15 protein-coding genes are annotated in these 12,694 nt (G+C 74.1%); 12 read left to right on the forward strand and 3 right to left on the reverse strand.

The window, feature by feature from the left end:
- Positions 1 to 125: 125 nt before the first annotated feature.
- The 4 genes from AB0F18_RS06160 (at position 126) to AB0F18_RS06175 (ending at position 3,912) form a co-directional block, all read left to right on the forward strand.
- Entirely contained in the window at positions 126 to 1,412 is a 1,287-nt protein-coding gene (locus AB0F18_RS06160; protein WP_362055478.1) for an NYN domain-containing protein, read from the forward strand.
- Positions 1,413 to 1,503: 91 nt separating this feature from the next.
- Entirely contained in the window at positions 1,504 to 2,478 is a 975-nt protein-coding gene (locus tag AB0F18_RS06165; RefSeq protein ID WP_362055528.1) for an ABC transporter ATP-binding protein, read from the forward strand.
- Positions 2,475 to 3,251: an ABC transporter permease gene (locus AB0F18_RS06170; RefSeq protein ID WP_362055480.1), complete on the forward strand. Its 777-nt coding sequence runs from the start codon at positions 2,475 to 2,477 to the stop codon at positions 3,249 to 3,251. Before AB0F18_RS06165 ends, AB0F18_RS06170 begins: the two co-directional genes overlap by 4 nt.
- 34 nt (positions 3,252 to 3,285) lie before the next feature.
- Positions 3,286 to 3,912 (forward strand): hypothetical protein, encoded by a 627-nt coding sequence (locus AB0F18_RS06175; protein WP_362055482.1) that lies wholly within the window; start codon positions 3,286 to 3,288, stop codon positions 3,910 to 3,912.
- 15 nt (positions 3,913 to 3,927) lie between these two features.
- Here AB0F18_RS06175 and ybaK read toward each other — a convergent pair whose 3' ends face one another.
- The 3 genes from ybaK to AB0F18_RS06190 are packed head-to-tail and all read right to left on the reverse strand — an operon-like array spanning position 3,928 to position 6,803.
- A complete protein-coding gene (gene ybaK / locus AB0F18_RS06180; protein ID WP_362055484.1) occupies positions 3,928 to 4,422 on the reverse strand; it encodes a Cys-tRNA(Pro) deacylase in 495 nt (164 codons plus the stop codon).
- A gap of 4 nt (positions 4,423 to 4,426) precedes the next feature.
- On the reverse strand, positions 4,427 to 5,167 hold the full coding sequence (locus AB0F18_RS06185) for an LON peptidase substrate-binding domain-containing protein (protein WP_362055486.1): 741 nt from the start codon (positions 5,165 to 5,167) through the stop codon (positions 4,427 to 4,429).
- A 34-nt stretch (positions 5,168 to 5,201) separates the two neighbouring features.
- Positions 5,202 to 6,803, reverse strand: coding sequence for an oxidoreductase (locus tag AB0F18_RS06190; protein ID WP_362055488.1), 1,602 nt, complete (start codon positions 6,801 to 6,803; stop codon positions 5,202 to 5,204).
- Positions 6,804 to 6,925: 122 nt separating this feature from the next.
- Here AB0F18_RS06190 and hisD point away from each other — a divergent pair, with 122 nt between their 5' ends.
- The 8 genes from hisD to hisF are packed head-to-tail and all read left to right on the forward strand — an operon-like array spanning position 6,926 to position 12,639.
- Complete coding sequence (hisD, locus tag AB0F18_RS06195) at positions 6,926 to 8,248, forward strand: histidinol dehydrogenase (RefSeq protein ID WP_362055490.1); 1,323 nt, start codon at positions 6,926 to 6,928, stop codon at positions 8,246 to 8,248.
- Positions 8,227 to 9,360, forward strand: a complete 1,134-nt coding sequence (locus AB0F18_RS06200; protein WP_362055492.1) for a histidinol-phosphate transaminase — start codon at positions 8,227 to 8,229, stop codon at positions 9,358 to 9,360. Before hisD ends, AB0F18_RS06200 begins: the two co-directional genes overlap by 22 nt.
- The gene (gene hisB / locus AB0F18_RS06205) at positions 9,357 to 9,950 is read left to right on the forward strand and encodes an imidazoleglycerol-phosphate dehydratase HisB (protein ID WP_362055494.1); all 594 of its coding nucleotides are present in this window, start codon (positions 9,357 to 9,359) and stop codon (positions 9,948 to 9,950) included. The genes AB0F18_RS06200 and hisB overlap by 4 nt, the downstream gene beginning before the upstream one ends.
- 2 nt (positions 9,951 to 9,952) lie before the next feature.
- Entirely contained in the window at positions 9,953 to 10,120 is a 168-nt protein-coding gene (locus AB0F18_RS06210; protein ID WP_362055496.1) for a hypothetical protein, read from the forward strand.
- Positions 10,117 to 10,758 (forward strand): imidazole glycerol phosphate synthase subunit HisH, encoded by a 642-nt coding sequence (hisH, locus tag AB0F18_RS06215; RefSeq protein ID WP_362055498.1) that lies wholly within the window; start codon positions 10,117 to 10,119, stop codon positions 10,756 to 10,758. Before AB0F18_RS06210 ends, hisH begins: the two co-directional genes overlap by 4 nt.
- Positions 10,758 to 11,489: a bifunctional 1-(5-phosphoribosyl)-5-((5-phosphoribosylamino)methylideneamino)imidazole-4-carboxamide isomerase/phosphoribosylanthranilate isomerase PriA gene (priA, locus tag AB0F18_RS06220; RefSeq protein WP_362055500.1), complete on the forward strand. Its 732-nt coding sequence runs from the start codon at positions 10,758 to 10,760 to the stop codon at positions 11,487 to 11,489. Before hisH ends, priA begins: the two co-directional genes overlap by 1 nt.
- A complete protein-coding gene (locus AB0F18_RS06225) occupies positions 11,486 to 11,887 on the forward strand; it encodes a RidA family protein (protein WP_362055502.1) in 402 nt (133 codons plus the stop codon). The genes priA and AB0F18_RS06225 overlap by 4 nt, the downstream gene beginning before the upstream one ends.
- A complete protein-coding gene (hisF, locus tag AB0F18_RS06230; RefSeq protein WP_362055504.1) occupies positions 11,884 to 12,639 on the forward strand; it encodes an imidazole glycerol phosphate synthase subunit HisF in 756 nt (251 codons plus the stop codon). The genes AB0F18_RS06225 and hisF overlap by 4 nt, the downstream gene beginning before the upstream one ends.
- Positions 12,640 to 12,694 lie beyond the last annotated feature (55 nt).

The raw sequence follows: 12,694 nt of genomic DNA on the forward strand, positions 1-12,694 counted from the left end.
CGTAGCGGCGCCCGTTGCGGGGCCTCCTGAGAGATACGCCACGCCGGTGATCCAGTTCCGGCCGTCAACGCCCTTGCAGTCGGGCAGACTCGGGGAAAACCTGTCGAGGACCCCCACGGAAGAGGGTGGAACGCGTGGACCGCTGCGTCGTCCTGGTGGATGCCGGATACCTGCTGGGCGCCGCCGCGAGCCTCCTCGCGGGAGAACCCTCGCGCTCGCGCATCACCGTCGACCACTCCGCCCTCATCCAGGGCCTGCGCGAGCGCGCCGAGGCCGACACCCAGCAGCCGCTGCTGCGGATCTACTGGTTCGACGGCGCACCCGACCGGGTGCCCCAGCCCGAGCACCGGCGGCTGCGCGTCATGCCCCGGGTCACCGTCCGCCTGGGCGCCCTGACCCGCAGCGACGGCCGCTGGGCCCAGAAGGGCGTCGACGCCGCCATGCACGCCGAGCTCACCGAGCTCGCCCGCAACCGGGCCTGCTCCGACGTGGTCCTCGTCACCGGCGACGGGGACCTGCTGCCCGGGCTGATGTCCGCCAAGGAGCACGGCGTCGCCGTCCACCTGTGGGCCGTCCAGGCCGCCGACGGGGACTACAACCAGTCCGAGGACCTCGTCGCCGAGGCCGACGAGCGCCGCGTCCTCGACCGCGCCTGGATCACCCGCGCCGTCCGCGCCCGCGACCTCACCGGACTGTGCCCCCCGCCACCGGCCCCCCGCCCCGAGATCGCCGCGATCCTCTCCGCCCCGCTGCCCGAGGCCGCCCTCGCCGAGGCCGCCCGCAACAGCACCCCGCCCGCCCCCGAACCCCCCTCGAACGGAGCGGCCGTACCGGCGCCCGCCACCGAGGGCGCCAAACCCTCCGTCCCCACCCCCAAGGACCTCGCCGCCCTGCGCGCCCCCGGCCAGGGCCCCGCCGCCGCGCACGCCGCCGGCACCCACAGCCCGGCCGGCAGCGCCCTGCGCTGGTCCTCCGACAAGGGCTGGATCGAACGCTCCGGCCCCCTCGGTGAACCCGCCGAGACCGCCTCCCTGCCCACCCTGGCCCAGCTCACCAGCGCCGAACAGCGGTGGGCCGACCGGGAGGAGGACATCACCACCGTCGGCGGCGACCCCTTCGAGGTGGGCCAGGTCTTCGCCCGCCGCTGGATGGAACGCCTCCCGGAAACCGTCCACCTGCAGAGGCTCGCCACCATGTACCCCCGCGTCCCCCACCGCATCGACGGGGAGCTGCTGCGCTACGCCGCCCGGTTCGGACTCCTCGCGCACAAGGACGACCAGATCGACGAGCACGACCGCTACGCCATCCGCGCCGGGTTCTGGAGGGAGATCGACGTGCGCGCCGCGGCCGAGCACGTGGGCGGAGCGGCGGCCTCCGCGGCTACGGCGCCGATGACCCCGGCCGCCGAGTAGGGCCGCGAGCCGCGTAGGCTGCTCCCTCGTGAGTACGGGCACAGCACAGGCAGGACACACCACGGCAGCGGCCGCCGCGCCGGCCTCCGGGGTGGTCTGCGCGGTGCGTGACCTGGTCAAGACCTACCCCGCGGTCCGCGGCCGGCGCGGGGCCCCGGCCCTGCCCGAGACCCGGGCCACCGACGGGATCTCCCTGGAGGTCCGGCGCGGCGAGATCTTCGGACTGCTCGGCCCCAACGGCGCCGGCAAGTCCACCCTGGTCCGCCAGCTGACCGGCCTGCTGCGGCCCGACTCGGGCTCCGTGACCCTGCTCGGCCACGACCTCGTACGCCACCCCGAACGGGCCGCGCGCCTCCTGGCCTACCTGGGGCAGGAGTCCACCGCCCTCGACGAGCTCACGGTCGCGCTGGCCGCCGAGACCACCGGCCGGCTGCGCGGGCTCGACGCCCGCGCGGCGCGGGCCGCGCGGGACGGCGTACTGGAGGAACTCGGGCTGACCGAGATCGCCGGACGCCCCCTCAAGAAGCTCTCCGGCGGACAGCGGCGGCTCGCCTGCTTCGCCGCCGCGCTCGTGGGGGAGCGGCCCGTACTCGTCCTGGACGAGCCCACCACCGGCATGGACCCCGTCGCCCGGCGCGCGGTCTGGGCCGCCGTGGACCGGCGCCGCGACCGGCACGGCGCCACCGTGCTGCTGGTCACCCACAACGTCATCGAGGCCGAGACCGTCCTCGACCGGGTCGCCGTCGTCGACCAGGGCAAGGTCATCGCCTGCGACACCCCGGCCGGGCTCAAGGCCAGGTTCTCCGACGAGGTCCGCCTGGAGCTGGTGTGGCGCACCGCCGCGCCGCTGGAGGTCCCCGAGGTCGCCGCGCTCGCGCCGCTGGCCGCCGAGGCGGGACGCCGCTGGGTGCTGCGGCTGGGCCAGGACGAGGCCCGCGCCGCCGTCGCCGCCGTCACGGGCGGGCCGGCCTTCGCCGCCCTCGACGATTTCACGTTGGCCACGCCGAGCCTGGAGGACGTCTACCTCGCGCTGGGCGGCCGGATGAAGGGTCTGGTCAAGTCGTGACCACCGCTGCCGCCCCCGCCGCCGTCCTGGCCCCCCGGGCCCGGCTCCTCCCGGCCCTCGCGGCCGTCTACCGGGCCCAGCTGTCCCGGGCGCGGGTGGCCCGCATCCCCCTCCTCTTCGTCGCCACCTTCCAGTCCGTCGGGATCATGGTCCTGATGCGGGGCGTGGTGGACGGCGGCTCCGAGGCGCGGGCGGTCGTCGCCGGCTCCTCGGTCCTGGTCGTGGCCTTCGTCGCGCTCAACCTCCTGGCCCAGTACTTCGGCCAGCTGAGGGCGAGCGGCGGGCTCGACCACTACGCCACCCTGCCGGTACCGCCCGCCTCCGTGGTGCTGGGCGCGGCCGCCGCGTACGCCTCCTTCACCCTGCCGGGGACGCTGGTGACGGCCGTCTTCGGATGCGTGCTGTTCGGGCTGCCGATGGGCGGGCTGTGGATCCTGGCCGCCGTGGTGCCGCTGGCCGGGGCCGCGCTGGCCGGGCTCGGCGCGGCACTGGGACTGCTGGCGCCCCGGCAGGAGCTGGCCACGCTGGCCGGGCAGCTGGGCATGTCGGCGGCGCTGCTGCTGGGGGTGCTGCCGGCCGAGCGGATGCCGGAGGTGATCGTGTGGGCGCGGAACCTGCTGCCCTCCACGTACGGGGTGGAGGCCTTCGCACGGACCTTCGCCCCGCACCCCGACTGGGCGGCGGTCGCCGCCGACCTCGGGGTGTGCGCGGCGGTGGGGGTGCTCTCCCTGGCCGTCGCGACCTGGGCGTACCGGCGGGCGGCGGTCCGCTGACGCCCCGGCCGGGGCCACCTGGCACGATGTGGGGGTGACCGAAGCCGTGACCCCGCTGCCGCCGCCCCCCGCCGACCTCCCCGGGCAGGAGCCCGCCGTCACCCCGGCGGACATCCGCGACGGGGCCGCCGTCGCCCTCGTGGTGGGTGTGGCCGGGGTGCTCCTCGGGCTGCTGTGGGTCTGGCTCGCGCCCCGCGTCCAGTACGTCTCCAACGGCCGGGCCGTCTTCCTGAAGAACACCGAGGGCGAGGCGCGGATCGGCTCCGACGGCACCTTCTTCCTGCTGTCGCTGGGGCTGGGCGTGCTGAGCGGGCTCGCGGTGTTCCTGTGGCGCCGGCGCGGGGGCGTCGCGCTGGTGGCCGGCCTCACGCTCGGGGCGTGCTTCGCCGCGCTGGTGGGATGGCGGACGGGGCTGTGGCTGGGGCCGGGCACCGATGTGCGGGCCGCGGCGGAGAAGGCGGGCGAAGGGGTGCCCTTCGACGCGCCGCTGCAGTTGCTGGCGTACGGGGTGCTGCTGGGGTGGCCGATGGCGGCGACCCTGACCCACCTGGGCCTGACGGCCGTCTTCGGCCCCCGGGACCCCGCCCCGGCCCTGCCGTGGGAGGCCGCCTACCCGCCGCCCCACCTCCACACCACGGACGCAAAGCCCCCACAGGCCTGACGGCCGCCGACCCGGTTACGGGCGGGCGATGGGGGCGAGGACCGCGGCCGTGAGGGTGGTCAGGGAGGTGGGGGCGAGTTCCACCTCCAGGCCCCGGCGGCCCGCCGAGACGCAGATCGTGGCGTGCCCGGACGCCGACACGTCCAGCACCGTCGGCAGCCGCCGCCGCTGCCCCAGCGGCGAGATACCGCCCCGTACGTACCCCGTGGTGCGCTCCGCCAGCGCCGGATCCGCCATCGCGGCCCGCTTCCCGCCCACCGCCGTGGCCAGGGCCTTGAGGTCCAGCGACCCCGACACGGGCACCACCGCCACCGTGAGGGCCCCGTCCACCTCCGCGACCAGGGTCTTGAACACCTGCTCCGGCGAGACCCCCAGGGCCTCGGCCGCCTCCTCGCCGTACGAGGGGTGTGAGGGGTCGTGCTCGTAGGCGTGGGTGGTGAACTCGACGCCGGCCGCCGTCAGGGCGGTGATGGCGGGGGTGCCTGCCGTCTGCTGCTTCTTCTTCGCCATGGCCTCAGTTCGGGCTCGTCGGGGCGCGCGTCAGATCCACCGCGGGGAGGGACGGGAGGTGGCGGATCACCGCGGTCTCGGTGCGGAGCAGCTTCAGTTCCTCCGCCAGCCGCGTCGCGGTGTCCGGCGCCTGGAGGAGGCGCTGCTTCGCCGGGATGTCCAGCACGGCCGCGGCCGCCACCAGGTACGACACCACCGACGGCTCGTCCGGCAGGTCCGGCGCCGAGGTCAGGGACCGCTCCCGCGCCCCGGCCAGCCGCTTCTGGTAGCTGCGGAAGGCCCGCAGGACCCCCTCGGACAGGGCGCCCGCCCCGTCCCCGGCGTCCTCCGGGAGCTCCTCCAGCTCGGCGACGAGGAAGGGGCCCGAGGCGTCGACCGACACCAGCCGGACCCGCGTCGTACCGGTGGCGAGGACCTCGAAGCTGCCGTCCTCCCGCTCGCGGATCGTCGCCGCGTCCGCGATGCAGCCCACCCGGTGGAACGCCTGGATGGGGTCCGCGCCGAAGCCCGCCGCCGGGCCCTTCTCGGGCAGGGACGTCGGGTCGGGCAGCCCGGGCGCGGTCGGCGCGACCTCCCGGCCGTCGCGGATGGCGACGACGGCGAACCGGCGCGGCTCGTCCTCACCGAGCTTCAGCAGCTCGCGCATCATGGCGCGATACCGCTCCTCGAAGACGTTCAGCGGCAGCACGAGGCCCGGGAACAGTACCGAGTTCAGCGGGAAGAGGGGCAGGCGAACGGTGGTCACGCCCCAAAGGGTAGTGGCCGCGGCGGCCGGGCCGTCACCCCCGCCGCAGCAGCCGGGACGCGCCCGCGGCCACCGTCGTGGCCAGGATCCACCCCAGCAGGACCAGCGCCGCCGACCCCCACTGCCAGGCCCCCTCCGTCTTCCACTGGCCCTCCTGGCCGAGGTCGATCACCGGCAGGAGCAGGTCGAGGGCGTACAGGGCGGCGTTCCAGACGGGGTGCTCGTCGCCCTTGAGGGGCTCCGGCCGGTGCCGCAGGAACAGCAGGGTGCCCGCCGCCCACAGGACCGCCATCCACAGCGCGGCCCGCCCCGGCCGGTACCCGTAGACCACCGTCCAGTCCTGCAGGTACCCCCAGGCCCGCCCCGCCGGCGCCAGCGTGGCCCGGCGGCGCCGCTCCTTGGCCAGCAGCACCTCACGGGCGTCCGCGTCCTCGCCCCGGGCCCGCAGCACGGCGGCGAGCCGCTCGTACGGCTCCGGCGAGTAGTCGGGGCTGGCCGCGCCGACCCACTCCAGGCGGCGCTCCAGCGGGAAGTGCCCGCGCGGCGCGAGGGTCTCGTACGCGAAGCCCTCCATGAGCAGCCGGCCCGGCCCCGGCCAGCTCGTGGAGCGGTCCACCAGCCGCACCACCTTCGCCCCGGACAGCACCACCCGGCCCTGCTCCGGCGCGTCCCCGACGAAGCGCAGCTCGGGCGTCTGGATCCGCCGCAGCGAGACCTCCTGCTCGGGCTGGAGCTCGAAGCGGGCCGAGTAGAAGTCGACGGAGTCCCCGAAGCGGCCGTCGTCCAGCCGCAGCCCGCCCCGGCACTCGAACGGCCGCGTCGGCACGCCCCGCGTGGGGGTGCGGCTCCAGTCGTACGGGCGCGACGGGTCCCCGGACGCGGGCTCCAGGGCGGCGGAGGTCAGGTAGAGGGTGCGTTCGACGGTGAGGGTCGGGGCGTTCAGGGCGCGCCGGCCGTAGGGGTTGTGCAGCCGGGCCCCGCGCAGGCTCATCGAGGCGCCCACCCGGGCCCCGCGCAGGCTGACCTCGCCGGTCGTCTCCAGCAGCTCGGCCTGGAAGTCCTGCGCCACCGCCAGGCCGTCGGCGGCGATCGCCCGCCCCCGCCCGTCCCGCTGCACGACGGAGCTGCTGATCAGCAGGTCGGTGCCGATCTGCGCGTCCGTCAGCCGTATCCCGCGCGCCACCCGGCAGCGCGCCAGGTGCAGGTCGCCCTCGGTGTGCAGCCGGGCCCCCTCCAGCCGGGGGATCGCGCAGTTGTCGAGCCGCAGGGTGCCGAAGCGGGTCTCCGAGAGCTGGATCTCGCCCTCGAAGCGGCAGGAGCGGATCTCCACGTACGGGGCGACGGTGCCGCCCGAGAGGTCCAGCCGACCGGTGATCTGCGCGCCGCGCAGCTTGAGGCAGCCGACCCGGCCGGGTACGGGCGCGGGCCCGGCCAGCAGCAGCCGGGCCACCACCTCGGCCCGGACCCGCCGCTCGGGCCCCCAGGACGGGCCCGTGTGCGGATCGTCCCGGTCGGCGGCGCGTGCGCTGAGGTCGCAGACGGTGCCCGCGCGGAAGGTCTCCCACATGTGCCGTTCGGGTTCGGTCAGATCGTCCGGACGGCCGTCCGGGTGTGCCTCCGCGTACGCCTCTGCCATGGCAGCCCCCCGCTGTCCTTTACGTGTAGGGGAACGCTAAGGGGAGGCCGTGACATCCGGGGCGTGTATCAGCCAGTGATACGGGCGGACGGTGGTGGGAGCCGGTCTGAGAGAATTGTGGGGTGATCTCTCGTATCGACCTGCGCGGTGACTCCCTCCCCGAGGGCGGCGCCCTGCGCGATCTGCTGCCCCGTGCCGAGTTCGACGTGGAAGCCGCCCTGGAGAAGGTGCGGCCCATCTGCGAGGACGTCCATCATCGTGGCACGGCGGCGCTGATCGAGTACGCGCGGAAGTTCGACGGGGTAGAGCTCACGCAGGTCCGGGTACCCGCGGAGGCCCTCACGGCCGCCCTGGAGCAGCTGGACCCGGCCGTCCGCGCCGCCCTGGAGGAGTCCATCCGGCGCGCCCGGATCGTGCACCGCAACCAGCGCCGCAACGAGCACACCACCCAGGTGGTCCCCGGCGGCACCGTGACCGAGAAGTGGGTTCCGGTCGAGCGCGTCGGCCTGTACGCGCCCGGCGGCCGCTCCGTGTACCCGTCGTCCGTCGTGATGAACGTGGTCCCCGCCCAGGAGGCCGGCGTCGAGTCGATCGCGCTCGCCTCCCCGCCGCAAAAAGAGTTCGGGGGCCTGCCGCACCCGACCATCCTGGCCGCGTGCGCGCTGCTCGGCGTGGACGAGGTGTACGCGGCCGGCGGCGCCCAGGCCGTCGCGATGTTCGCGTACGGCACGGACGAGTGCGCCCCCGCGAACATGGTCACCGGCCCCGGCAACATCTGGGTCGCCGCCGCCAAGCGCTACTTCACCGGGAAGATCGGCATCGACACCGAGGCCGGCCCGACCGAGATCGCCGTCCTCGCCGACTCCACCGCCGACCCGGTGCACGTCGCCGCCGACCTGATCAGCCAGGCCGAGCACGACCCGATGGCCGCCGCCGTGCTCGTCACGGACTCCGCCGAGCTCGCGGACGCCGTCGAGAAGGAGCTGGAGCCGCAGGTCGCGGCGACCAAGCACGTCGAGGACCGGATCAAGCCCGCCCTGGCCGGCGAGCAGTCCGCGATCGTGCTGGTCGACGACCTGGAGGCGGGCCTGAAGATCGTGGACGCGTACGGCGCCGAGCACCTGGAGATCCAGACCGCCGACGCCGCCTCCTGGGCCGCCCGCGTCCGCAACGCCGGCGCGATCTTCGTCGGCCCCTGGTCGCCGGTCTCCCTCGGCGACTACTGCGCCGGCTCGAACCACGTCCTGCCCACCGGCGGCTGCGCCTGCCACTCCTCGGGCCTGTCCGTGCAGTCCTTCCTGCGCGGCATCCACATCGTCGACTACACCCGCGACGCCCTCGCCGAGGTCACCCACCACGTGGTCACCCTCGCCGAGGCCGAGGACCTGCCCGCGCACGGCGCCGCCCTGAAGGCGCGCTTCGAATGGAAGGTCCCCGGGCAGTGAGCGGCACCATCGGCATCGACGACCTCCCCATCCGCGACGAGCTGCGCGGCAAGACCCCGTACGGCGCGCCGCAGCTCGACGTGCCCGTCCAGCTGAACACCAACGAGAACCCGTACGAGCTCCCCGAGGAGCTGGTCCGGCGCATCGCCGAGCGCGTCGCCGACGCCGCCCGCACCCTCAACCGCTACCCCGACCGGGACGCGGTCGAGCTGCGCACCGAGCTCGCGAGGTACCTCACCCGCACCGGCAAGCACCCGGTCACCCGGGAGAACGTCTGGGCCGCCAACGGCTCCAACGAGGTCCTCCAGCAGCTGCTGCAGACCTTCGGCGGACCGGGGCGCACGGCGATCGGCTTCGAGCCCTCGTACTCGATGCACGCGCTGATCGCCCGCGGCACCGGCACCGGCTGGATCTCCGGCCCCCGCCGGGAGGACTTCACCATCGACGTGCAGGCGGCCGAGCAGGCGATCGCGGAGAACGCCCCCGACGTCGTCTTCATCACCTCGCCCAACAACCCCACGGGTACCGCGGTCGAGGCGGAGACGGTCCTCGCCCTCTACGAGGCCGCCCAGGCCGCCAAGCCCTCCCTGGTCGTCGTGGACGAGGCGTACGTGGAGTTCTCCCACCGCGACTCCCTCCTCCCGCTGATCGAGGGCCGCCCGAACCTGGTGGTCTCCCGGACCATGTCCAAGGCCTTCGGCGCCGCCGGCCTGCGCCTGGGCTACCTGGCCGCGCACCCCGCCGTGGTCGACGCCGTCCAGCTGGTGCGCCTGCCGTACCACCTGTCCGCCGTCACCCAGGCGACCGCGCTGGCCGCCCTGGAGCACACCGACACCCTGCTCGGCTACGTCGAGCAGCTCAAGGCCGAGCGGGACCGCCTCGTCACCGAGCTGCGGGCCCTCGGCTTCGAGGTCACCGAGTCCGACGCGAACTTCATCCAGTTCGGGAAGTTCGAGGACTCCCACACCGCCTGGCAGACGATCCTCGACCAGGGCGTCCTGGTCCGGGACAACGGCGTACCGGGCCGGCTGCGGGTCACCGCGGGCACACCGGCCGAGAACGACGCGTTCCTGGAAGCGGTTCGCGCACTGAAGAAGGAGCAGCAGGCATGAGCCGCATCGGACGGGTCGAGCGCACCACGAAGGAGACCTCGGTCCTGGTCGAGATAAACCTCGACGGCACCGGCCAGGTCGACGTCGCGACGGGCGTGGGCTTCTACGACCACATGCTCGACCAGCTCGGCCGCCACGGCCTCTTCGACCTGACGGTCAAGACGGACGGCGACCTGCACATCGACAGCCACCACACCATCGAGGACACCGCCCTCGCGCTGGGCGCCGCCTTCAAGCAGGCCCTCGGCGACAAGGTCGGCATCTACCGCTTCGGCAACTGCACCGTGCCGCTGGACGAGTCCCTCGCCCAGGTCACCGTCGACCTCTCCGGCCGCCCCTACCTCGTGCACACCGAGCCCGAGAACATGGCGCCGATGATCGGCGCGTACGACACGACGATGACCCGGCACATCCTGGAGTCCTTCGTCGCCCAGGCGCAGATCGCCCTGCACGTGCACGTCCCGTACGGCCGCAACGCCCACCACATCGTGGAGTGCCAGTTCAAGGCGCTGGCCCGCGCCCTGCGCTACGCCGCCGAGTTCGACCCGCGCGCCGCCGGCATCCTGCCCTCCACGAAGGGCGCCCTCTAGCAGTGAACGGCCTGAACACCGTCCTGATCGTCCTCGGCCTGTTCCTGGCCGGGGGCGTCTACTCCTTCCAGAAGCAGAAGATGCCCAAGTCGGTCGTCCTCCTGCTCGCCCTCGGCTCCGCCATGTGCCTGGCCGCGGGGATCCTGCGAATCCAAGGAATCTGGGAATGAGCGCTACGAAGAACGTCGTGGTCTTCGACTACGGCTTCGGCAACGTCCGCTCCGCCGAGCGCGCCCTCGCGCGCGTCGGCGCGGACGTCGAGATCACCCGCGACTACGACAAGGCCATGGACGCCGACGGCCTCCTCGTGCCCGGCGTGGGCGCCTTCTCCGCCTGCATGCAGGGCCTCAGGGACGCCCGCGGTGACTGGATCATCGGCCGCCGGCTCTCCGGCGGCCGCCCGGTCATGGGCATCTGCGTCGGCATGCAGATCCTCTTCGAGCGCGGCATCGAGCACGGCGTCGAGACCGAGGGCCTCGACGAGTGGCCCGGCACGGTCGGCCCGCTGAAGGCCCCCGTCGTCCCCCACATGGGCTGGAACACCGTCGAGGCCCCCGCCGACAGCCAGGCCTTCGCCGGCCTGGACGACGACGCGCGCTTCTACTTCGTGCACTCCTACGCGGCCCACGACTGGACCCTGGAGGTCACCAACCCCAGGATCAGGGGCCCCAAGGTCACCTGGGCCACGCACGGCGAGCGCTTCGTCGCGGCGGTGGAGAACGGGGCCCTGTGGGCCACCCAGTTCCACCCCGAGAAGTCCGGCGACGCCGGCGCCCAGCTCCTCACCAACTGGATCGAGACCCTGTGATGACCGCACCCACGCTCGAACTCCTCCCCGCGGTCGACGTCCGCGACGGCCAGGCCGTACGCCTCGTGCACGGCGTCTCCGGCAGCGAGACCTCCTACGGCTCCCCGCTGGAGGCGGCCCTCGCCTGGCAGGCCTCCGGCGCCGAGTGGCTGCACCTGGTCGACCTGGACGCCGCCTTCGGCACCGGCGACAACCGGGCCCTGGTCGCCGAGATCACCCGTGCCATGGACATCAAGGTCGAGCTGTCCGGCGGCATCCGCGACGACGCCACGCTCGCCGCGGCCCTCGCCACCGGCTGCACCCGCGTCAACCTCGGCACCGCCGCCCTGGAGACCCCCGAGTGGGCCGCCAAGGCCATCGCCGAGCACGGCGACAGGATCGCCATCGGCCTGGACGTGCGCGGCACCACCCTCAAGGGCCGCGGCTGGACCAGCGAGGGCGGCGACCTCTACGAGACCCTCGCCCGCCTCGACTCCGAGGGCTGCGCCCGCTACGTCGTCACCGACATCGGCAAGGACGGCACCCTCAGCGGCCCCAACCTGGAGCTGCTGAAGAACGTCTGCGCCGCCACCGACCGGCCCGTCGTCGCCTCCGGCGGCGTCTCCTCCCTGGACGACCTGCGGGCCCTGTCCGCCCTCGTCCCCCTGGGCGTCGAGGGCGCCATCGTCGGCAAGGCCCTGTACGCCAAGGCCTTCACCCTGGAAGAGGCACTGGAGGCGGTCCGCGCATGAGCACCTCCGACGTACGCCGCATCTCCTCCGGCGGCCCCTACGAGGACGTCATCGGCTACTCCCGCGCCGTCGCCCTCCCCAACGGCCTGGTCCTCGTCTCCGGTTGCACCTCGGCCGACGCGAGCGGCCCGTACGACCAGACGGTCAAGGCCTTCGAGGTCGCCTTCAAGGCGCTCGCCGAGGCCGGCCTGGGCCCCGAGCACGTGGTCCGCACCCGGATGTACCTCACCCACGCCCGGGACGTGGACGAGGTGGGCCGCGCCCACAAGACGCTCTTCGACGCCGTCCGGCCCGCCGCGTCCATGATCATCGTCAGTGGCTTCGTCGACCCGAACATGGTCGTCGAGGTGGAGGTCGAGGCCTTCAAGGCCGAGGCGTTCGAGGAGGCCGCGGGATGACCCTCGCCGTACGTGTGATCCCCTGCCTGGACGTGGACAACGGCCGCGTCGTCAAGGGCGTCAACTTCCAGAACCTGCGCGACGCCGGAGACCCGGTGGAGATGGCCAAGCTCTACGACGCCGAGGGCGCCGACGAGCTGACCTTCCTCGACATCACCGCCTCCTCCGGCAACCGCGAGACCACGTACGACGTGGTGCGGCGCACGGCCGAGCAGGTCTTCATCCCGCTCACGGTGGGCGGCGGCGTCCGCACCGCCGAGGACGTGGACAAGCTGCTGCGGGCCGGCGCGGACAAGGTGGGCGTGAACACGGCCGCCATCGCCCGCCCCGAGCTGATCCAGGAGATCGCCGAGCGCTTCGGCCGCCAGGTGCTGGTGCTGTCGGTCGACGCCCGCCGCACCGAGTCGGGCTCCTTCGAGGTCACCACCCACGGCGGCCGCCGGGGCACCGGCATCGACGCCGTGGAGTGGGCGCACCGGGCGGCCGAGCTGGGCGCCGGGGAGATCCTGCTCAACTCGATGGACGCCGACGGCACCAAGGACGGCTACGACACGGAGATGATCGCCGCCGTCCGCAAGCACGTCACCGTCCCGGTGATCGCCTCAGGCGGCGCCGGCCGGCTGGAGCACTTCCCGCCCGCCATCGAGGCGGGCGCCGACGCCGTGCTCGCGGCGTCGGTGTTCCACTTCGGCGACCTGCGGATCTCCGAGGTCAAGGCGACCCTGCGCGAGGCGGGCCACCCGGTCCGCTGACCGCCGTCGCACCCACCCCGGCCGGGGGGGGGGGGGGGGGGCGCCCCCGCCCCCC

This window comes from Streptomyces sp. NPDC029216 (assembly GCF_040648015.1).
Lineage (GTDB): Bacteria > Actinomycetota > Actinomycetes > Streptomycetales > Streptomycetaceae > Streptomyces.

What these genes read in the sequence shown, in the direction of transcription:
- hisB (WP_362055494.1), top strand. Translation starts at nt 9,357, where the DNA reads ATGAGCCGCATCGGACGGGTCGAGCGCACCACGAAGGAGACCTCGGTC.
- hisF (WP_362055504.1), top strand. Translation starts at nt 11,884, where the DNA reads ATGACCCTCGCCGTACGTGTGATCCCCTGCCTGGACGTGGACAACGGC.
- hisH (WP_362055498.1), top strand. Translation starts at nt 10,117, where the DNA reads ATGAGCGCTACGAAGAACGTCGTGGTCTTCGACTACGGCTTCGGCAAC.
- priA (WP_362055500.1), top strand. Translation starts at nt 10,758, where the DNA reads ATGACCGCACCCACGCTCGAACTCCTCCCCGCGGTCGACGTCCGCGAC.
- ybaK (WP_362055484.1), bottom strand. Translation starts at nt 4,422, where the DNA reads ATGGCGAAGAAGAAGCAGCAGACGGCAGGCACCCCCGCCATCACCGCC.
- AB0F18_RS06225 (WP_362055502.1), top strand. Translation starts at nt 11,486, where the DNA reads ATGAGCACCTCCGACGTACGCCGCATCTCCTCCGGCGGCCCCTACGAG.
- AB0F18_RS06190 (WP_362055488.1), bottom strand. Translation starts at nt 6,803, where the DNA reads ATGGCAGAGGCGTACGCGGAGGCACACCCGGACGGCCGTCCGGACGAT.
- AB0F18_RS06200 (WP_362055492.1), top strand. Translation starts at nt 8,227, where the DNA reads ATGGAAGGTCCCCGGGCAGTGAGCGGCACCATCGGCATCGACGACCTC.